The sequence below is a fragment of the Streptomyces sp. NPDC107454 genome (assembly GCF_055582885.1).
Map to the genome: position 1 here is coordinate 143,392 of NZ_JBVJPA010000009.1, position 17,983 is coordinate 161,374.

Annotated in this window: 18 protein-coding genes; 12 read left to right on the forward strand and 6 right to left on the reverse strand. The window is 70.8% G+C overall.

Annotated features, from left to right (window positions below; all coding sequences use genetic code 11):
- Nucleotides 1-9: 9 nt before the first annotated feature.
- The 6 genes from ACZ69M_RS24040 to ACZ69M_RS24065 all read left to right on the forward strand — a co-directional run bounded on the left by ACZ69M_RS24040 (nucleotide 10) and on the right by ACZ69M_RS24065 (nucleotide 4,490).
- Nucleotides 10-975, forward strand: coding sequence for a catechol 2,3-dioxygenase (locus ACZ69M_RS24040; protein ID WP_470052692.1), 966 nt, complete (start codon nucleotides 10-12; stop codon nucleotides 973-975).
- Nucleotides 976-1,232: 257 nt separating this feature from the next.
- Entirely contained in the window at nucleotides 1,233-2,564 is a 1,332-nt protein-coding gene (locus tag ACZ69M_RS24045) for an MFS transporter (RefSeq protein WP_470052694.1), read from the forward strand.
- Between the two features lie 107 nt (nucleotides 2,565-2,671).
- Entirely contained in the window at nucleotides 2,672-3,010 is a 339-nt protein-coding gene (locus tag ACZ69M_RS24050) for a hypothetical protein (RefSeq protein WP_470052696.1), read from the forward strand.
- 94 nt (nucleotides 3,011-3,104) lie between these two features.
- Nucleotides 3,105-3,572 (forward strand): thiamine pyrophosphate-dependent enzyme, encoded by a 468-nt coding sequence (locus ACZ69M_RS24055; protein WP_470052697.1) that lies wholly within the window; start codon nucleotides 3,105-3,107, stop codon nucleotides 3,570-3,572.
- Nucleotides 3,573-3,592: 20 nt separating this feature from the next.
- A complete protein-coding gene (locus tag ACZ69M_RS24060) occupies nucleotides 3,593-3,826 on the forward strand; it encodes an Ldh family oxidoreductase (protein WP_470052699.1) in 234 nt (77 codons plus the stop codon).
- Nucleotides 3,827-3,947: 121 nt separating this feature from the next.
- Nucleotides 3,948-4,490: an Ldh family oxidoreductase gene (locus tag ACZ69M_RS24065; protein ID WP_470052701.1), complete on the forward strand. Its 543-nt coding sequence runs from the start codon at nucleotides 3,948-3,950 to the stop codon at nucleotides 4,488-4,490.
- Between the two features lie 116 nt (nucleotides 4,491-4,606).
- Here ACZ69M_RS24065 and ACZ69M_RS24070 read toward each other — a convergent pair whose 3' ends face one another.
- Complete coding sequence (locus ACZ69M_RS24070; RefSeq protein ID WP_470052703.1) at nucleotides 4,607-5,032, reverse strand: alpha/beta hydrolase fold domain-containing protein; 426 nt, start codon at nucleotides 5,030-5,032, stop codon at nucleotides 4,607-4,609.
- A 264-nt stretch (nucleotides 5,033-5,296) separates the two neighbouring features.
- Between ACZ69M_RS24070 and ACZ69M_RS24075 the strand changes: the two genes are divergently transcribed.
- A complete protein-coding gene (locus ACZ69M_RS24075; RefSeq protein ID WP_470052705.1) occupies nucleotides 5,297-6,256 on the forward strand; it encodes an alpha/beta hydrolase family protein in 960 nt (319 codons plus the stop codon).
- Nucleotides 6,257-6,332: 76 nt separating this feature from the next.
- On the opposite strand, the gene ACZ69M_RS24080 is transcribed toward ACZ69M_RS24075, so the two are convergent.
- Complete coding sequence (locus tag ACZ69M_RS24080) at nucleotides 6,333-7,163, reverse strand: M55 family metallopeptidase (RefSeq protein WP_470052707.1); 831 nt, start codon at nucleotides 7,161-7,163, stop codon at nucleotides 6,333-6,335.
- A 168-nt stretch (nucleotides 7,164-7,331) separates the two neighbouring features.
- On the opposite strand from ACZ69M_RS24080, the gene ACZ69M_RS24085 reads away from it, so the two are divergent.
- Both ACZ69M_RS24085 and ACZ69M_RS24090 read left to right on the forward strand, forming a co-directional pair.
- A complete protein-coding gene (locus tag ACZ69M_RS24085) occupies nucleotides 7,332-8,531 on the forward strand; it encodes an NAD(P)/FAD-dependent oxidoreductase (RefSeq protein ID WP_470052709.1) in 1,200 nt (399 codons plus the stop codon).
- A gap of 159 nt (nucleotides 8,532-8,690) precedes the next feature.
- Complete coding sequence (locus ACZ69M_RS24090; RefSeq protein WP_470052711.1) at nucleotides 8,691-9,587, forward strand: RNA polymerase sigma-70 factor; 897 nt, start codon at nucleotides 8,691-8,693, stop codon at nucleotides 9,585-9,587.
- Between the two features lie 96 nt (nucleotides 9,588-9,683).
- Here ACZ69M_RS24090 and ACZ69M_RS24095 read toward each other — a convergent pair whose 3' ends face one another.
- Nucleotides 9,684-10,394 carry a DUF6215 domain-containing protein gene (locus tag ACZ69M_RS24095; RefSeq protein WP_470052713.1) on the reverse strand — a complete coding sequence of 237 codons (711 nt, stop codon included), beginning with the start codon at nucleotides 10,392-10,394 and terminating at the stop codon, nucleotides 9,684-9,686.
- A gap of 211 nt (nucleotides 10,395-10,605) precedes the next feature.
- A complete protein-coding gene (locus tag ACZ69M_RS24100) occupies nucleotides 10,606-11,376 on the reverse strand; it encodes an SDR family NAD(P)-dependent oxidoreductase (protein WP_470052715.1) in 771 nt (256 codons plus the stop codon).
- Nucleotides 11,377-11,607: 231 nt separating this feature from the next.
- On the opposite strand from ACZ69M_RS24100, the gene ACZ69M_RS24105 reads away from it, so the two are divergent.
- Nucleotides 11,608-12,222, forward strand: a complete 615-nt coding sequence (locus ACZ69M_RS24105) for a TetR/AcrR family transcriptional regulator (RefSeq protein ID WP_470052717.1) — start codon at nucleotides 11,608-11,610, stop codon at nucleotides 12,220-12,222.
- A gap of 81 nt (nucleotides 12,223-12,303) precedes the next feature.
- Here the strand turns inward: ACZ69M_RS24105 and ACZ69M_RS24110 are convergent, their stop codons facing one another.
- Complete coding sequence (locus tag ACZ69M_RS24110; RefSeq protein WP_470052719.1) at nucleotides 12,304-12,975, reverse strand: response regulator; 672 nt, start codon at nucleotides 12,973-12,975, stop codon at nucleotides 12,304-12,306.
- Nucleotides 12,944-14,248: a sensor histidine kinase gene (locus ACZ69M_RS24115; RefSeq protein WP_470052721.1), complete on the reverse strand. Its 1,305-nt coding sequence runs from the start codon at nucleotides 14,246-14,248 to the stop codon at nucleotides 12,944-12,946. Before ACZ69M_RS24115 ends, ACZ69M_RS24110 begins: the two co-directional genes overlap by 32 nt.
- 341 nt (nucleotides 14,249-14,589) lie before the next feature.
- On the opposite strand from ACZ69M_RS24115, the gene ACZ69M_RS24120 reads away from it, so the two are divergent.
- Complete coding sequence (locus ACZ69M_RS24120; protein ID WP_470052723.1) at nucleotides 14,590-15,360, forward strand: ABC transporter ATP-binding protein; 771 nt, start codon at nucleotides 14,590-14,592, stop codon at nucleotides 15,358-15,360.
- Nucleotides 15,360-17,930, forward strand: a complete 2,571-nt coding sequence (locus ACZ69M_RS24125; RefSeq protein WP_470052725.1) for an FtsX-like permease family protein — start codon at nucleotides 15,360-15,362, stop codon at nucleotides 17,928-17,930. The genes ACZ69M_RS24120 and ACZ69M_RS24125 overlap by 1 nt, the downstream gene beginning before the upstream one ends.
- Nucleotides 17,931-17,983: the final 53 nt, after the last annotated feature.

Below are 17,983 nucleotides of genomic sequence, written 5' to 3' on the forward strand. Positions count from 1 at the left end.
AAGGCCCGCATGGCCCCGCCCCTCGGCGATATCGCCCACCTCGGGCACGTCGAACTGCTCACCCCGGACCTGGACGGAAGTCTGCGGTTCTTCACCGACTACCTCGGCCTGACGGTCAACGGCGGCAACGGTGACTCGGTCCATCTGCGGACCTGGGACGACTACGAGCACCACAGCCTCGTCCTCACCGCGCACCGGACCTCAGGTCTGCGCCGCACGGCCCTGCGCGCCGCCAGCGAGGAGGCCCTGCAGCGGAGGGTCAAGGAACTGGAGGCCGCCGGTCACCAGGGCCGCTGGACCGAGGACGAGCCGGGCCTCGGCCGGCTGTACGTCACCACCGACCCCGACGGCCACGAACTGGCCCTGTACTGGGAGTCCGAGTGGTACCAGGCTCCGGACGAGCTGAAGCCGGGGCTGAAGAACCAGCCCCAGGCCAAGCCCGGTCACGGGGTGGGCGTACGCCGCCTGGACCATGTGAACTACCTGGCCGCCGACGTCGCCGCCAACGCCGACTTCCACCAGCACCTGCTGGGCGCCCGGCCGACCGAGCAGATCCAGCTCGACGGCGGCCGGATCGCCGCGAAGTGGCTGACGTTCACGAACAAGTCGTACGACGTCGTCTACACCGAGGACTGGACGGGCTCGCGCGGGCGGCTGCACCACATCGCGTTCGCGACCGACACCCGCGAGGACATCCTGCGCGCCGCCGACCTCGCCCTCGACACCGGTGTGTTCATCGAGACGGGCCCGCACAAGCACGCCATCCAGCAGACGTTCTTCCTCTACGTCTACGAGCCGGGCGGCAACCGCATCGAGTTGTGCAACCCGCTCACCCGTCTCGTACTGGCCCCCGACTGGCCCCTGATCACGTGGACCCAGGCCGAGCGCGCCAAGGGGCAGGCGTGGGGTCTGAAGACCATCGAGTCCTTCCACACCCATGGCACACCGCCGCTGGACCCGGCCGCGGACCACTGAGAACAAGTCAGCGCAACAGGCAGGGCGGCACACGGCTGTGTGCCGCCCATGGCCGTTTCACCTGCTGTTTCTCTCCTGATGTAGCCCTCCCGGAACCGTCGGCTGGATTGTTCCTGAGATTGTTGACAAAAGCGTTGACACTTCAGGAACCGGAACCCTAGCGTCGTGCGCACCATCGGGTCAGGCCGCTCGAGCCGCACCGACCCGCCTCACTCATCCCCTCCAGGGACACTTCTCCCGGACGAGAGGAAACAAAGATGTCTCCCTCCCCAGACCTGCGCGCACGCGGGACCGGACTGGCCACGCTGGTCGTCGGCCTGTGCTGGCTGGTCGTGCTCTTCGACGGCCTCGACATGTTTGTCTACGGCTCCGTGCTGCCCAACATGCTCGCCGAGCACGCCCTGGGGCTCCAGCCGTCCCAGGCCGGCGACCTCGGCAGTTACGCCACCTTCGGGATGCTGATCGGCGCGCTGTCCGCGGGTACGGTCACCGACTGGATCGGCCGCAAGAAGGTGATCATCACCTGCACGGCGGTCTTCTCGCTCGCGTCCGCCCTCTGCGCCGTCGCGCCCAGCCTCGGTGTCTTCGGACTCGGCCGGTTCATCGCTGGTCTCGGACTCGGCGGTCTGCTCCCCACCACGATCACGATGGTCGCCGAGTACGCCCCGCGCGGCCGCCGCGCGCTGATAGTCGGCACGCTGATGACCGCTCACCAGGCCGGCGGCATCCTGGCGGGCTTCGTCGGCCTGTGGACCACCGGCGCCGGCCAGTGGCGCATCGCCTACTGGATCTGCGTGGTCCCGCTGCTCATCGGCGTCCCGCTGATCGCCAAGTACCTCCCCGAGTCCCTGAACTTCCTGATCGCCAAGGGACGCACACGGGAGGCCCGCGAGCTCGCCGAGCGCTACGACGTCGAACTCCCCGCCCCCGCGGCCAAGCGCCCCGCGGCCGGGGACCGCTGGAGCGCCGTCGCCGCCCTGTTCCGCGGCGGCCTGTGGCGCACCACGCTGCTGTTCTGGCTGGCCTCGTTCTGCGGCCTGCTGCTCGTCTACGGCGTCAGCAACTGGTTGCCCACCATGATGCGTGGCACGGGCTACGAGCTCGGCTCCTCGCTGTCCTTCGTCATCGTCATCAACCTCGGCGGCATCGCGGGCATGCTGATCGCCGGCCGCTTCTCCGACCACTTCGGCGGCGCGCGCGTCGCCACCGTCTGGTTCGCGGCCACCGCCCTCGGCGTCTATCTGCTCGGCATCCACATGGCGCTGCCGCTCACCTACGTCGTGGTCTTCCTGACCGGCCTGTTCCTCTTCAGTGCCCAGGCCATGATCTACGCGACGGTCGCCGGCCGCTCCAGCGACGGCAACCGGGCCACCGCCGTGGGCTGGGTCTCCGGCATCGGCCGCTTCGGCGCCGTGTTCGGACCCTGGCTCGGCGGCCAACTCGTCGCAGCCAAGTCCGAGAGCTGGGGCTTCACGGCGTTCGCCGTCGCCGCCGTGCTCGCCACGGTCTTCGTCGCCCTCACCGGCCTGCGCGGCCCCCGGCGGACCCCGCAGCCCGACGCCGCCCAGCAGCTGACCACCACCGGCTGACCGCGACGACATGCCTGAGGCCGGGACCTGGCGGGGCCCGGCCTCAGGCATGTCCGGATCGGATACGACCAGTGGCACCCACAGCCCTCTTCAGCCCATCTGGTCCTGTGCCGAGAGGCCCTTCCCCCTCGCGAGAAAGAGCTGAGGACCTGTTCGTTGTCGACACGCAGATCCACATCTGGAAGGAAGAGACCCCGGACCGCCCCTGGGTCCCGGACGCGCGTGAGCGCATCCGCCTCAACGGCCACCGCGAGGACCCCTTCTCCTACGAGGAGGCCCTCGAGCTGATGGACGAGGCCGGCGTCAACCGAGCCCTGATCCTGCCCCCGTCGTGGGAGGGAAACCGCATCGACTACGCGCTCGAGGGCACCGCCCTGCTGAAGGAGTTCGCGCAGAACCCGTACATCAAGGGCACTCGGCTCACCTTCCACCGCCCCCAGGATTGACCGCCTCCTCGGCGGCCCCGGGCACCTGCTGCGGGGGCTGCTCGACGGGCGGGACGCGATCGTCGTCGACGAGACGATCACACACAGCCGCGTCGTGAAACACCATGTCCAGACCTCCGAACCCGACTCGTACTTCTATGTGCGGGGCGGACTCGGCCAGGGGATCGCGGTGGCACTCGGCGTCAAACTCGCCCCCAGGGAAAGCCCCGTGGTCCTCACCATCGGCGACGGGGCCTTCGCGTACAACCCCGTCATCCCGTCGTACGACGCCGCCAGGACGTACGACCTGCCGCTGCTGATCGTGGTGTTCGACAACCGCGTCTACAAGTCGATGAACCTCAACCACCGCAGGTTCTACCCCGAGGGCGCGGCCGCCGAGACCGGCGAGTGGCTCGGCACCGACCTGCACCGGCTGCCCCGACTCGCCCAGTTCGCCGAGCCGTTCGGCATGCACACCGAGACCGTCGACGCGCCGGACGCGCTCGCCCCCGCCCTGGAGCGCGCGCTCAAGGCCGTGGCGGAGGGCACCACCGCCGTCGTCGACGTTCTCGTCACCCGCTGACCCGGGAGGCCCCCGCCACCATGACCGACACCCCAACGCCCGAGCCGGGCACGGTCCTTGTCCCCGCCGACGACCTGCGCGCCTTCGCCGCCGCCCTCCTGGAGAAGGGCGGACTCGGCGCCGAGCACGCCCGCACCACCGCCGACGTGTTCGTCTGGGCCGCGCTGCGCGGCGTCGACTCCCACGGCACCGCGCGGGCCCCGAGTATCTTGAGCTGCTTGCCAAGGGGGTGGCCAACGCCCAGCCCGCGATGACGTTCGAGTCCGGTACGACGGCGGTCGCCGTCCTCGACACCGATCGCGCGCCCGGCCCGGTGGCCCTCACCGCGGCCGCCGAGGAGGCGATCACCCGTGCCAGGGCGGGGGTGTCGCGGCCGTGGGGGTGCGCCGGACCGTTCACACCGGCGCCATCGGCTACTACGTGTCGAAGATCGCCGAACAGGGCCTGGTCGGGCTCGCCTTCGTCGTCGGAATGCCCAACATGGGCTACACCGGGGTCAAGGGCGCGGCCATGGCCACCAGCCCGCTCGCCATCGCCGTACCCGCCGCGAGCCACGCGCCGCTCCTGCTGGACATGGCCACCGCCACGATCGCCCTGGGGAAGATCCGCCAGGCCAGGGCGAGCGGCACCCCGCTGCCGGAGGGGGCCGCCGCCACCGCGGACGGCACCCCCACCACCGACCCGGAGAAGGCGGTCATGCCGCCGCCGCTGCGCGGCGCCAAGGGGTCCGGCATGTCGCTGGCGTTCGAACTGCTCACCAGCGTGCTCGTCGGAGCGCCGATCTTCGCCGCCTTCCACTCGGACGATCCCCAGGGCCGGGAGCACCGCCAGAACGCCCTGATCATCGCCATCGACCCGGCGGCCTTCGGCGACGCGGACGCCTTCACCGCGGCTGTCGACACCACTCTGCCGCCCTGAGTGTGCGGCGCGCCGAGAAGGGGGTACCCGTGACGGCGAAGGTGTGGCGTGAACTGACGCAGAGTGCTGACAAGTTGGGCATCACGCCACCCGAGGCCCGCGCGCAGGGCTGACAGTCACCTCCATGGAGAGGGGGATGGAGGAGCGGGTGGTCGGGGCGTCCGACGTGCGGCGGGCGCCTCGTCCGTCCCGGGCCCGCCCGCTGAACCGCCTCCGGCCCGCCGCACATGACGGGCGATCACGGCGTAGGTCTCCAGAGCCTTCTCGTCGTCCTTGCCGTCGTACCCGTGATCGACCCCGAGCACGTCGTGATGCTCGACGAGGGCGCCCGCCCGCTGAAGGCGCTCGGCGTAGCGCACGGCTTCCGCCTTGAGAAGGTCGTACTCCGCCGTGACGACCAGAGCCGGGGCGATGCCCTTGAGGTCGGCGGTGTCGGCCGCGCCCGCGGGGGACACCAGCCGGTCGGCGCGCACGCGCGGATCGGGGACGTACGAGCTGTCGAAGATCTCTCCCATCCAGGGGCGCACGATTTCCGGCAACATCCAGATCCCCTGTGAACAGCTGAGTGACGGACCCTCAGCCACGCCATTCCACACGCCTCGTCGGGTGCGGGGACGACGAATCGTGCACCTCGCTCTCCCTCTGGCGGTCGTTGACAAAGCGGAACGTTGATCCGTATCGTAACCGGAACGACGCTCCGTTTGATGCGGAGCCGATGCCGGACGCCCCTGACAGGGCCTGACCGCCTTACCCGCCGTCAGCCGAATGAGACCGGCAGCAGAGGTCATGGAAGGGAAATGCGCATCATGAGTGAATCGACGTACCCGGCCCACACCTTCGGTCCGCCCACCCCGGTGCTCTCGGTCAGTCCCGTAGTGGTGCCGGCCCCCGGCCGGGCCGTGGATCTGGAGGTGCGCGTCTCCGCGCCCGTGACCGGGAGCGACCTGCCGGTCATCCTCCTCTCGCACGGCCAGGGTTACTCGAACCACCTCTCCTCGCTCAACGGCTACGCCCCCCTCGCCAACTTCTGGGCGGCGCACGGCTTCGTCGTGATCCAGCCCACCCACCTGAGTTCGAGGACGCTGAGCCTGGATCCCGCTACCCCCGGGGGGCCTCTGCACTGGCGCTCACGGGCCGAGGACATGACGCGGATCCTCGACGGATTCGATGTGATCGAGGCCGCCGTGCCGCAGCTTCTCGGGCGCCTGGACCACGACAAGGTCGCCGTGGCCGGGCACTCGATGGGCGGGCACACCGCGAGCCTGCTGCTCGGCGCCCGGCTCACCGATCCGGACGACGGAACGGAAGTGAACCTGACCGAGCCCCGGATCAAGGCAGGTGTACTGCTTGCCGCGCCCGGAAGGGGCGGTGATGCAGTCACCGAGTTCGTGGCCGAGAACTACGCGTTCTTCTCGACCACGGACTTCTCCGAGATGACGACACCCACACTCGTGGTCGCAGGCGACAAGGACGCCTCCACCCATCTGACGGTTCGGGGCCCGGACTGGCACGCCGATCCGTACTTTCTCTCCCCGGGCCCCAAGTCCCTGCTCACCCTGTTCGACGCGGAGCACGGGCTCGGCGGGGTTTCCGGATACGACGTCGCCGAGACCACGGACGAGAATCCCGGGCGAGTGTCCGCGGTCCAGCGGCTCACCTGGGCCTACCTCCGCACAGCGCTCCACCCCGGGGATTCCGCTTGGCAGGCGGCGCGTGACGCGCTGACGGCCGACCCCGACCCGCTCGGACGAGTCGAATCCAAGTAAGCCGAACACAAGCAGCCCGAGTCATCCGAGTCATCCGAGCAAAGGGTGCACGGCGGTCCCGGGCGGCCACCGAGGGTCAGCAGTACGGTGGCTGGTTGGTGAGGGAAGCCGCTACTCGCATCCACACTCCGAAGAGCCGGTAGAGGCTGGGCAGAGTGCCCTGCGCCTGGACGGTCCGCGTGTCCGGCGAGGTGACCCCTGGAATTCCCAGGAGGGTGGAGGCCACTGAAGCCGACTGCCAGCGGACGGTGAGCGTGGACGGGCCCGATGGGACCACCGTGGCCGGTCGTTGCGCGGACAGACTGGCGGCGACCGCCTCCTCGATCGCGGCACGTGCTTCCTCGGCAGGTCGCAGATCCGCCGCGAATCTGTCCCGCGCGTTCTTCACGGCCACGGTGGTGACGGAGGCGTCCCATTCGGCCATCTCCGCGCAGGCGCAGTCGTCACCGGTGAGGACCGCCACCGGAACGCCGATGGCCTCCGCGGTGGCGTGGGCCAGGCCGATCTCACCCACCGGCCGGCCGTCCAGCCAGATGTCCTCGATCTCGTGGCCCATGAAGCTGTGGCTCAGCACTCCGAGCGCGCCGGCCCGCGAGTGATAGCCGACGCAGACCATGGCATCGTGCTCGGGCGCGAGACCTTCGAGCATGAGCATGTGCTTGGGCTTGCCGCGGATCAGGCGGGCAGCCGGGTGCAGGGCCTCCGGAAGGATGTTGCGCATCGGTCCGTGAGCATCGTTGACAGTGATGTCGGTGGCGCCGGCCGCGAGGGCACCCCGGATCGCGGCGTTGACGTCCTCCGCCATCATCAGCCGTCCACGCTCGTAGTCCCGGCCGCCGGGCTGCACATCGTCGGCGTCGACGAGCCCCGTGACGCCCTCCATGTCCGCGCTGATGTAGATCCGCACTGCGCACACTCCTCAAGCTTGATCGCTGAGGAGACTACTGCCACTCCTCCTCCGGTTCCGCTGGGCGTGGTTCGAGCGGGGTCCGTGGAGTGACCTGCCTCACATGCTGTCACGGCGATCGATTCCGCGGTGTCTTGAGGCCGAACCCCCGGCAACGAAGGAGACACCATGACGGAGAACACCGAAGTGGTCGTGATCGGCGGCGGATACGCCGGCGTCATGGCGGCCAATCGCCTGACGCAGCGGGACGACGTGACAGTGACTCTGATCAACCCGCGCCCGACCTTCGTCGAGCGGATCCGCCTGCACCAACTGGTGGGCGGGTCCCACGACGCGGTCGTCGACTACCGAAAGGTCCTGAGCGAGCGCGTCCGCATGGTGGTCGACACCGTGACCCGGATCGACGCGGCCGAGCGCGGCGTGACGCTGGCGACCGGCGGCACGGTCGGCTACGACTATCTGGTCTACGCGGTGGGCAGTGGCAGCGCCGACCCGCAGGTGCCCGGGGCGGCCGAGTTCGCCTACCCGATCGCCGGCCTGGAGGAGGCCCAGCGGCTGCGGCCGGTTGTCGACGCCGCGCCCGCAACGGCCGCGGTGACCGTCGTCGGAGCCGGTGCGACCGGCATCGAGACCGCCGCCGAACTGGCGGAGGAGGGCCGCGGAGTGACCCTGGTCTGCGGCGGGGTGCTCGGCCCTTCCCTGCACCCTCGGGGACGGCGCTCGGTCGCCAAGCGGCTGGCCGCGCTCGGTGTGACCGTGCTCGAAGGCCCCGACGCGAAGGTGACGGCGGTGAGCCGTGATGCCGTACGGCTCAGTGGCGGCCGCGAGCTGCCGAGCGAGGTGACCATCTGGACCGCCGGATTCGGTGTGCCGGACCTGGCCGCGCGCAGCGGACTGAGCACCGACGCCTTGGGCCGCCTGCTCACGGACGAGACCTTGACGAGCGTGGACGACGTGCGCATCGTCGCGGCCGGGGACTCGGCGGCACCGTCGGACCTGCCGTGCCGGATGAGCTGCCAGGCCGCGGTTCAGCTGGGCCCGCAGGCCGCCGAGACAGTGCTCAGCCGGCTCGCGGGAGAGCAGCCCGCGGCCATCGACGTCGGGTTCGTCAGTCAGTGCATCAGTCTGGGCCGTCGCGCCGGCGTCTTTCAGCTCACGGGCAGGGATGACACCGCGAAGGGGTTCTACCTCGGTGGCCGCCCGGGCGCGAAGGTCAAGGAGCTCATTTGCAAGGGCATCCCCTGGCAACTGGCGTATGAGGCAAGCAAGCCCGGTGCACGCACCTGGTGGGCCAAGGACGCCAAGCGCCGGCAACTGTTGCAGACCAAGCGCGGCGAGGCGCCGGCCACCGCCGAACGGGCGGCGTAGCCAGGCACTCGTAGGGCGTCGTCTGGGGCACGGGACGCCTGATTACCACTCAACAAATCCACGAGTACGGACGATCACACCTGAGAAGGATCTTGCTGTGGATGCACGCTTGAAGGACTTCGGCGACCGGCGCCGGCCGCGAAGGGGAGGGGCCGAGATATGACTGACCACGTCACCGACACGGCGACCGAGACGTTCGTCGCCCACCGCAACCTGCTCTTCACCGTGGCGTACGAGATGCTCGGATCGGCCGCCGACGCCGAAGACGCCCTCCAGGAGACCTGGCTGCGGTGGGTCAAGGTCGACTTGGGGCAGGTACGCGACCCGCGCGCCTACCTGGTCCGGATCACGACCCGGCAGTCCCTCAACCGGCTGCGCACGATGAGTCGCCGCAAGGAGGTGTACGTCGGCCCCTGGCTGCCCGAGCCGCTGCTCACCGCGCCGGACGTGGCCGAGGACGTCGAACTCGCCGAGAGTGTGTCGATGGCGATGATGCTCGTCCTCGAGACGCTGTCGCCGACCGAGCGCGCGGTCTTCGTGCTGCGCGAGGTCTTCGACGTCAGCTACGACGAGATCGCGGCCGCCGTCGGCAAGACCCCCGCGGCCGTCCGCCAGATCGCACATCGCGCACGCCGGCACGTCGATGCCCGCCGCCCCCGCGAGGTGGTCCCCTCGGGCAAGATCCGGGCGGTTCTGGAGTCGTTCCAGCGCGCTTTCGAATCCAGGGACTTGCAGGGCCTCATGGACGTGCTCGCCCCCGAGGTCGTCCTGGTGAGCGACGGCGGCGGCGTCAAGCAGGCCGCGCTGCGGCCGATCAGCGGTGCCGAGAAGGTGGTCCGCTTCATCGTCGGCGGGACCGGCAAGGCCGAAGGCACGCTCACCAGTGACCCCACCGTGGTCAATGGCAACCCGGCACTCGTCCTACGTCTGGACGGCGAGGTCGACGGCATCATGGCGATCCGTGTCGAGGACGCCCGCATCACCGGCCTCTACTACGTCCGCAACCCGGAGAAGCTGACCCGCGTGGCATCCGAGACCCCGCTCACCCTGCGATGAGGACCGGTGGCGGAACGGCCCCCGGGTATCAAGTGCCGTGTCCGGCGCGGGGTGTGCCGTGCGCCCAGTTCCGCGATGTGGTCGGTGTGAGCCGGGTCAGCCGTTGACCCAGCCCGGGATCGTCGGCAGCACGCTCTCGGCGACGTTGAGCAGTGCCGCGTCGTCGGGCACGACGGAGTCCTGGCGCCAGATGGCGATCTCGTAGGAGCCGCCGCCGTCCTTCGAGTCCTGGGCGACCAGCAGGCTGCGGGCGATGCCGCCAGGGCCGGTGTCCGTCTTGCCGTCGCCGTTGAAGGTGATGGCGATGGTCCGGTCCGAGTAGAGGACCGCCGGGTGTCCCAGGACCGTTCTCTTCTGCGCGGTGCTGAGGAGAACGGCCATCTGAGCGACCGGGAGATGGTCGTAGGACGCCGAGATCTTCACCGAGTAGGTCTTCAGCGTGACAGTGGCCTCGGGGGTGGCGATCTCGGTGCCGCCTGCGAGCTTGACCGAGCTCTCGTTGCCTCCGGCCGTCTCCGCCTGCTCTGCCGGGGTTCCGAGGAGCGCCGGCAGGTCCGAGCGGTTCAGCGCCGTGCACAGCTGGGCTCCGGAGACGTGCTTGGACGACCCCGTGGCCTGCGTAGCCTGTGTGGCCTGTGTGGCCTTCGAGGACGAGCAGGTGGCGGGGTCCCTGTCACCGGAGTTCCGCTCGGAGACCCCCTGCAGTACCAACAGTCCGGCCCCCAGCCCGCCGACCACCACCACCGCCGCGATGGCCTGGGCCCAGGCGTTCGGGCCCTGCTTGGCTTCGGTGAAATCCTCGGTCATGTCCCCCACCTTGTCGGTCCGCGCCCGACGCGCGCTGGGGGAGCTTAACCGGTGATCGCGACGCTGGTCCCGAACATTTGTCCGCCGCGCATGCCGGGCCCGACCGGGGCCGGGCCGTGCCCGACAAAGCGCCCGTGCGACTGCAGCCACGGACATCGAGCCGGTCCGTGAAGGTCCTTGCCGTGGAGCGACGGGAAACGCGTGCGGTGACTCACGCGGCGATGACGGCGGCACCCACGCGGCCCCCGTCGACGTCCACCACCGATCCGTGCACGAAGGAGGCCTCGTCACCGGCCAGCCAGACGGCGGCGCGCGCGATGGCGTCCGGGCTGCCGACTTCGCCGGCCGGTGTCCCCTTCATCATGATCTCGCCGGGGTGCGCTTCGCTCCCTTCCGCGGTGCGGGGGAGGATCACACCCGGCGAGATGGCGTTCACCCGGACTCCCTGCGGTCCGAACTCCGCGGCCCATGCCCGGGTGAGGGTCTCCATGGCCCCCTTGGTGGAGCTGTAGAGCGCGCCGACCGGAATACCCAGGCGCGCGACCCATGACCCGAGGTTGATGATGCAGCCCCCTCCGGCCTCCGCCATGGCCGGTGCGACGGCGGCGGTCAGGAAGAACGGTGCCTTGACGTTCACCGCGTAGACCCGGTCGAACGTCTCCTCGTCCGTGGCGGTGGTCACGCCGCCCGGGTAGATACCGGCGTTGTTGACCAGGATGTCGATGCGTCCGCCGAGGGACCCGCGCGCCCGCTCGGCAAGGTCCCGGGAGGCGCCGGCACTGCCGTCCAGATCCGCCACGAGGAAATCGGCCCGTCCGCCGGCGGCGCGGATACCTTCGACGACCCGGGCCGCCCGCTCCCGATCGCGCCCCGACACGATGACATGGGCCCCCTCCGCGGCGAAGGCCTCGGCGATCGCCTGCCCGATATTGCTCGTCGACCCCGTGACGAGCGCGGTCTTGTTGTGCAGTCGTTCACCCATGATGTGGTCCCTCGTCCCGCTCTCCGCGGCCGGGCAGACCGCCCGGCTCCGTACGGCGGTCCACCGGTGGGCTGAACCGCGCGACCCACTGTGCATCGGCAAAAATGGACCAGCAAGTCCAGTCCGGGGCGCGCGAGGACGTAAAATGGACTCATCGGTCCAGTGAGCCGGCAATGAGTAAATCCAGCGAGTCGGTTCAGTACGCCGGTCCAGAGAGGGAGGGAGCGCACCATGTCGCACGCGCCGACCACGAAAGGCCGGGCCACGCGGGCCCGCATCATCGAGGGTGCCGCCGAGGTGCTCCGCGAAAGGGGCGTCGCCTTCACCACCCTCGACGACATCCGCGCCAGGACCGGCACGAGCAAGAGCCAGCTCTTCCACTACTTCCCCGAGGGCAAGGACGAACTACTGCTGGCAGTGGCGCAGTTCGAGGCGGACCGCGTCCTGGAGGACCAGCAGCCGCATCTGGGGAGCCTGGACTCCTGGGAGTCCTGGTACCGGTGGCGGGACGCGGTCGTGGAGCGCTATGAACGCCAGGGTGATCAGTGCCCGTTGGGATCTTTGTTCCTCCAGGTCGGCCGATCCCGGCCGGGCGCACGGGCCATCGTGGCCGAGCTGATGCGTCAGTGGCAGGAGCAACTCGCCCAGGGCATGCGCGCACTCCGGGCGCGTGGCCTGGTGTCGCCCACCCTCGACGTCGACACGACGGCCGCCGCACTGCTGGCCGGAGTCCAGGGAGGTGTGTCGGTGATGATGTCCACGGGTGACTCGACCCACCTGAAGGCCGCGCTCGACACCGGTATCGAGTACCTGCGCGTGACAGCGGACCGTACCGGCCCACGCTGACCGCGACGCTCCCCGTGCCCGCGATCGGTGATCACGCGGGCGTGCCACTCGATGGCTGGACGCCCGCTCCCGTGCCCCCCGTCAGGACGTTCCGCGCGGGACGACCAGGCCGCAGTCGTACGCCAGGATCACGGCCTGGACGCGGTCGCGCAGCTGGTACTTCTCCAGGATGTGGGCGATGTGCGTCTTGACCGTGGTCTCGCCCACGCCGAGTTCGAGCGCGATCTCCGCGTTGGACAGACCACGGGTGAGGGCGCGCAGCACGTCGAGTTCGCGCCCGGTGAGGGCGTCGAGCTTCGTCGGAACGGTCGGCGTCGCGGGCGCGGCGAGGTGGGCGAAGCGGTCCAGCAGCCGGTGAGTGACGCGCGGAGAGAGCACCGCCTCACCGCCGGCCACCGTACGGATGGCGCCCACCAGGGAGTCGGCGGGACCGTCCTTGACCAGGAAACCGCTGGCCCCGGCGCGCAGGGCGTCCACGACGTGCGCGTCCAGGTCGAAGGTGGTGAGGATGACGATCCGGCTGGGCGAACCCGCCCCCACGATCCGGCGGGTGGCCTCTACACCGTCCATGTGCGGCATCCGGATGTCCATCAGGACGACGTCCGGGGTGAGGGCCTCGGCGCTCTCGACGGCGGCGACGCCGTCCGACGCCTCGCCGACGACGACGATGTCCGGTTCGGCCTCGAGGATGAGCCGGAATCCCGTCCGGATCATGGGCTGGTCATCGACCAGCAGGACGCGGATGGCTTGCATGCGGGGAGTGCCCTTCGTGCTGGGGGTCGGGTTCGGGGGAGGGGAGCGGGACGACCGCGTGGACGCAGTATCCGCCGCCCGGACGGTTGCCGGTGTGCAGGGAGCCGCCCACGGCGCCGATCCGTTCCCGCATACCGACCAGACCGTGACCGGAACCCCTCGCCGGTATGGGCGGCCGCGATGTCCCGGCGCCCTGCCGCGGCCCGTCGTCGCAGACCCGCACGGTGAGTCGGTGCCGCTCCGGCTCCCAGGAGACGGTCAGCGCGGTGTGCGTGTGACCGGCGTGCTTCAGGGTGTTGGTGAGGGCTTCCTGTACGACGCGGTAGACGGCGAGTTGTGAACCCGCCGGGAGCTCGGCGGGGGTTCCCCTGATGTCGAACTCGACCTGGAGACCGGCGGCGCGCACCGACTCCACGAGCGTCGGCAGGGCGTCGATGGTGGGCTGGGGCGGCTCCTTGTTCGGGTCACTCTCCGCTTCTTCGTCGGTCCGCAGCACGTCAAGGAGCCTGCGCAGCTCGGTGACGGTGGCCCGTCCCGTCTCCTCGATGGTGCCGTGCAGTTCGTGGGCCTTGGCGCTGTCGCGGTCCTGGACCCGGTCGGCGGCGATGGTCTGCACCACCATGAGACTGACGTTGTGGGCGACGATGTCGTGCAACTCGCGGGCGATCCGGGCCCGTTCCTCCATCACGGCGGCGCGCGCGTTGGCGACCTGTTCGCGTTCGATCGCCGCGGCCCGTTCCAGCGCCTGGTTCCGGATGGCGGCGCGCGCCCTGGAGAGGCGGCCCAGCGCCCACGCGGCGACCAGCAGCACCGTCTCGATCAGCAGGGTGGTGACACGGTACCCGGCCGGCGCGAGCAGCGACTCGGTGACGGCCGCGGCCGGGATGAGCACCGCCACGACCAGGGTCGCCGTACGGGGTGTGGACCGCAGGGCGGTGAGGAACACGCCCGTGGCCACGCCCACGTAGGTCGGTCCGATGGAGGTGCCCTCGGGTCCGGAGAGCTGCGGGATGTAATGCAGACCCTGGAGCGTGGCGGCCGCCGCCGACATCACCAGCAGCGCGGGCAGCGGAGACCGGCGGTGGACGGCGAGCGGCAGCGCGGACATCAGCACGAGCACCAGGAACCAGGCGTCGGGCGAGCGCAGTTCGGGCCCGCCGGGCGGGATCGCCAGCGGCGTGGCCGCGCATCCGGCGATGAGCAGCAGGGCCAGACCCGCGTCGGTGACGGCCGGGGGCTCACGGCGCCCGGCGAACGAGTCCATCAGGTCCATGCGCCCCACGGTAGACGGCTCACCCGGAGCCCTTGTCTGCCCTGAGGGTGAGAGCGCGAGGCCGGTCTCCTCCGCGGCGGCATCCTCCGCAAGGAGGAGGCGCCCGCGCGACCGGCGGCGCGAGGAGACCCTGCCGTCCTCCGTACGGCGGAGGGCAACGGGGATCTCGCCCGACCGGCGGAGACCACGGTTCGACGGTGCGGCCGAGGCCGCGGCCCGTTGCCGCCGCTGGACTGGGAGCACCACTCACGGAACGCCGTGCGAGAAGCCGGAACGTGAGTAGCCGGAATCTGACCGGCCGGAATTTGAGAAGTCGGAACCTGAGAAGTCGAGGAGTCACAGTGCGGTCTTGGGGCCAACAACCGGACGGGCCGGCCGACGGCCGGTATGCGGTGCAGCTGACGGACGTCACCAAGCGGTACGGCGACGGCCCCGCGGCCGTCCTGGCGCTCGACAAGGTCGACGCGGGCATCGCACCCGGCACGTTCACGGCCGTGATGGGCCCTTCGGGATCCGGCAAGAGCACCTTCCTGCACTGCGCGGCAGGCCTCGACCGGCCCACCTCGGGCGTGGTCCGGCTGGGCGCACAGGACCTGTCGACGCTGAAGGAGCGACGGCTCACGGAGCTGCGGCGCACCCGTATCGGCTTCGTGTTCCAGGCGTTCAACCTGCTTCCCTCGCTGACCGTCGAGCAGAACATCACGCTGCCCCTGAGGCTGGCCGGACGGCAGGCCGACGAGGGCTGGTTCGACCACATCGTGAAGGCCGTCGACCTCGGCGACCGGCTCGCGCGCTTCCCCGCCCAGCTGTCCGGCGGCCAGCAGCAGCGGGTGGCGATCGCACGCGCCCTGGTCACCCGGCCCGAGGTGATCTTCGCCGACGAGCCGACCGGGGCGCTCGACCCGGAGACCGCACGGGACATCCTGGGGCTGCTGCGGCAGGCCGTCACCGATCTGCATCAGACGGTGGTCATGGTCACCCACGATCCGGTGGCCGCCGCACACACCGACCACGCTCTCTTCCTGAGCACGGGGCACCTCGTCGACGCCTTGGCCGAGCCGAGCGCCGACCGCGTCGCGGACGTCATGGCCGGCCTGCGGAGGGCCGCCTGATGCTGCGTCTCGCCCTGCTGACACTCAAGGCCCGCAAGGGCGGTTTCGTCGGCACCTTCGTCGCCCTGCTGCTGGGCGCCGCGGTCCTGAGCGCGTGCGGGATCCTGCTGGAGTCGGGCATACGGGCCGGATCCTCCGCCGAGCGGTACGCGGCTGCCGATGTCCTCGTGGCGGGCCGCCAGGAGGTCGAACTGACCTTCAAGGACCTCGACGGATCGACCGTGAAGGAGTCCCAGCCCCTGCCCGAACGTGTACCGCTGCGGGCCTCGTTGGCCGACCGGATCACCGGCGTGGACGGAGCGAAGGCGGTGATCGCGGACGTGGGCGCCCCGGTGCGGCTGGTGACCGATGCCGGGCAGCCGGTGCCGGGACACCATGGCACGGGGGTGGAGGCACACAACTGGTCGAGCCTGGGCCTCGGCGACTTCCGGCTGACCACCGGTCGCGCGCCCCGCGCCGCCGGAGAGATCGTCCTGGACACCGAGCTCGCCGCGCAGGCGGACGTCCGCCCCGGCGACGACATCCGCCTGATGACCACCTCGGTGCCCCGTACCTTCCAGGTCGCCGGGCTGGTCGCCCTGAAGGGCGGCGGTGCCCCCCGCCGGTCCGTGGCGTTCCTGGCCGACGCGACCCTGCGCCGGTCGGTTCCCGAAGCCTCTGTCCAGGCCTTCGGCGTCCTCGCCGCGCCCGGCGCGTCACCGCACCGACTCGCCGACGCCATCCGGTCCACGCTCCACGACGACACTCTCGCCGTCCACACCGGGGACGGGCGCGGACGGGCCGAGTTCCTCGACGTCACCGTCAGTGGCTCCAACCTCGTCGTCCTGGCGGCCGCGATCGGCGGCAACGTCCTGCTCGTCGCCGTCTTCGTCCTGTACGCCACCACGTCCCTGTCGATCCGGCACCGCCGCCGGGAGATCGCCCTGCTGCGCGCGATCGGCACCACCCCCGGCCAGATCCGGCGCATGGTCGCGGCCGAGGCCGCCGCCACCGGTCTGCTCGCCGGAGTGGTCGGCTGCCCGGCGGGTCTGCTCCTCGTGTACTGGCTGCGCGACCGGTTCGCCGGACACGGCATCGTGCCCTCGGACTTCGGGCTCGCCCTCAGCCCCCTGCCCTTCCTCGCGGCGGTGCTCGTCACCGTCCTGACCGCGCTGGTCGCGGTGTTGTCCGCCGCGCATCGCGCGACCCGGATCCGGCCCACCGAGGCGCTCGGCGAGGCCGCCGTGGAGAGCCCGGGGCTCGGCCGCGGACGCCGGATCACCGGCGGTGTGCTGCTCGTGCTGTCGGCGGGGATCTTCGTCACCGGGCTGGCGCAGGACGCCGACTTCTTCACCCTCGTCGGGCTCGCCAACTCCCTCGTCCTCGTCCTCGTCGTCGCGGTCGCCGTCCTCGGCCCGCTGGTCTCCCGTACCGCCGTACGCCTGCTCGCCCCGCTGCTCAACCGGACCGGTGTCACCGGCTACCTCGCGGCGGCCAACACCCGGGCCAACGTGGCCCGGCTGGCCGGCGCCATCACCCCGCTCGTGCTCGCCGTCTCCTTCTCGTCGACCGTCGTCTTCGCGCAGACCACCGGGCTCAGGGAGTCGGCCGACCAGCTGCGGGCCGGGCTCGTCGCCGACCACGTCCTCACCGCGCCGTCAGGAGTGTCACCCGAACTCGCCCAGAAGGTGAGGGACATGAAGCAGGTGGCGTCGGCCACCGGACTGGTCAGGTCCAAGGTCGTCGCCCTCGGCAAGATGCTGGGCGCCCAGGAGTCCGTCTCGCTCAGCGCGCAGGGCGTGGATCCCCGGGCACTCGGCAGCGCCCTCGATCTGCGGCCGCGGGAAGGGAACATGAAGGCCCTGTCGCGGGACACCGTGGCGATCAGCACCACCACGGCCTCCTGGCTCGGGCTCGGCGTCGGGGACACCGCCCGGCTCCACCTCGGCGACGGCACACCGTTGCGGGCCAAGGTCGTCGCCGTGTACGAACGCGGCTTCGGATTCACCGACGTGACCATGGACCACGACCTGCTGCTCGCCCACACCACCGGCAAGGTCGACGAGTCCGTCCTCGTACGCTCCGCCCCCTCGGCACCCGACCTGACCCCGGCCCTGTCGCACCTGGCCGCGGCCTACCCCGGCACGGTGCTCCGGGACGGCCTGGCCGTCGAGGACCAGCTCGCGGAACAACGCGCGAACGCCTGGGTCAACTACCTCGTCGTCGGCGTGATCATCGCCTACACGGCGATCACCGTCGTCAACACGCTGGCGATGAGCACGGCCGCGCGCCGACGCGAGTTCGCGCTGCTGCGCCTGTCGGGCACGGCCCGCGGGCAGGTCGTGGGGATGATGCGGCGGGAGAGCGTCATCGTCATCGCGGCCGGGGTGGGCATCGGGACCCTGCTCTCCGCGTTCCCGCTGGTCCTTGTGTCGATGGCGGTGAGCGGCACCCCGGTCCCGGCCGTACCCGGCCTCGGCTACCTGGCGATCGCCGGCGCGACGGCGGCCCTCGCGGCCGCGGGCACGATGCTGCCGACGCGGATGCTGCTGAGGATCCGGCCGGTCGAGGCGATCGGTGCGAAGGAATGACCTCGGCGTGAGCGGGCCCGGGGTGCCTCACAAGGCATCCCGGGCCTCGCCCG

What these genes read in the sequence shown, in the direction of transcription:
- ACZ69M_RS24110 (WP_470052719.1), bottom strand. Translation starts at nt 12,975, where the DNA reads ATGCAAGCCATCCGCGTCCTGCTGGTCGATGACCAGCCCATGATCCGG.
- ACZ69M_RS24045 (WP_470052694.1), top strand. Translation starts at nt 1,233, where the DNA reads ATGTCTCCCTCCCCAGACCTGCGCGCACGCGGGACCGGACTGGCCACG.
- ACZ69M_RS24115 (WP_470052721.1), bottom strand. Translation starts at nt 14,248, where the DNA reads ATGGACCTGATGGACTCGTTCGCCGGGCGCCGTGAGCCCCCGGCCGTC.
- ACZ69M_RS24100 (WP_470052715.1), bottom strand. Translation starts at nt 11,376, where the DNA reads ATGGGTGAACGACTGCACAACAAGACCGCGCTCGTCACGGGGTCGACG.
- ACZ69M_RS24040 (WP_470052692.1), top strand. Translation starts at nt 10, where the DNA reads ATGGCCCCGCCCCTCGGCGATATCGCCCACCTCGGGCACGTCGAACTG.
- ACZ69M_RS24095 (WP_470052713.1), bottom strand. Translation starts at nt 10,394, where the DNA reads ATGACCGAGGATTTCACCGAAGCCAAGCAGGGCCCGAACGCCTGGGCC.
- ACZ69M_RS24060 (WP_470052699.1), top strand. Translation starts at nt 3,593, where the DNA reads ATGACCGACACCCCAACGCCCGAGCCGGGCACGGTCCTTGTCCCCGCC.
- ACZ69M_RS24125 (WP_470052725.1), top strand. Translation starts at nt 15,360, where the DNA reads ATGCTGCGTCTCGCCCTGCTGACACTCAAGGCCCGCAAGGGCGGTTTC.
- ACZ69M_RS24075 (WP_470052705.1), top strand. Translation starts at nt 5,297, where the DNA reads ATGAGTGAATCGACGTACCCGGCCCACACCTTCGGTCCGCCCACCCCG.
- ACZ69M_RS24085 (WP_470052709.1), top strand. Translation starts at nt 7,332, where the DNA reads ATGACGGAGAACACCGAAGTGGTCGTGATCGGCGGCGGATACGCCGGC.
- ACZ69M_RS24090 (WP_470052711.1), top strand. Translation starts at nt 8,691, where the DNA reads ATGACTGACCACGTCACCGACACGGCGACCGAGACGTTCGTCGCCCAC.
- ACZ69M_RS24070 (WP_470052703.1), bottom strand. Translation starts at nt 5,032, where the DNA reads ATGTTGCCGGAAATCGTGCGCCCCTGGATGGGAGAGATCTTCGACAGC.
- ACZ69M_RS24105 (WP_470052717.1), top strand. Translation starts at nt 11,608, where the DNA reads ATGTCGCACGCGCCGACCACGAAAGGCCGGGCCACGCGGGCCCGCATC.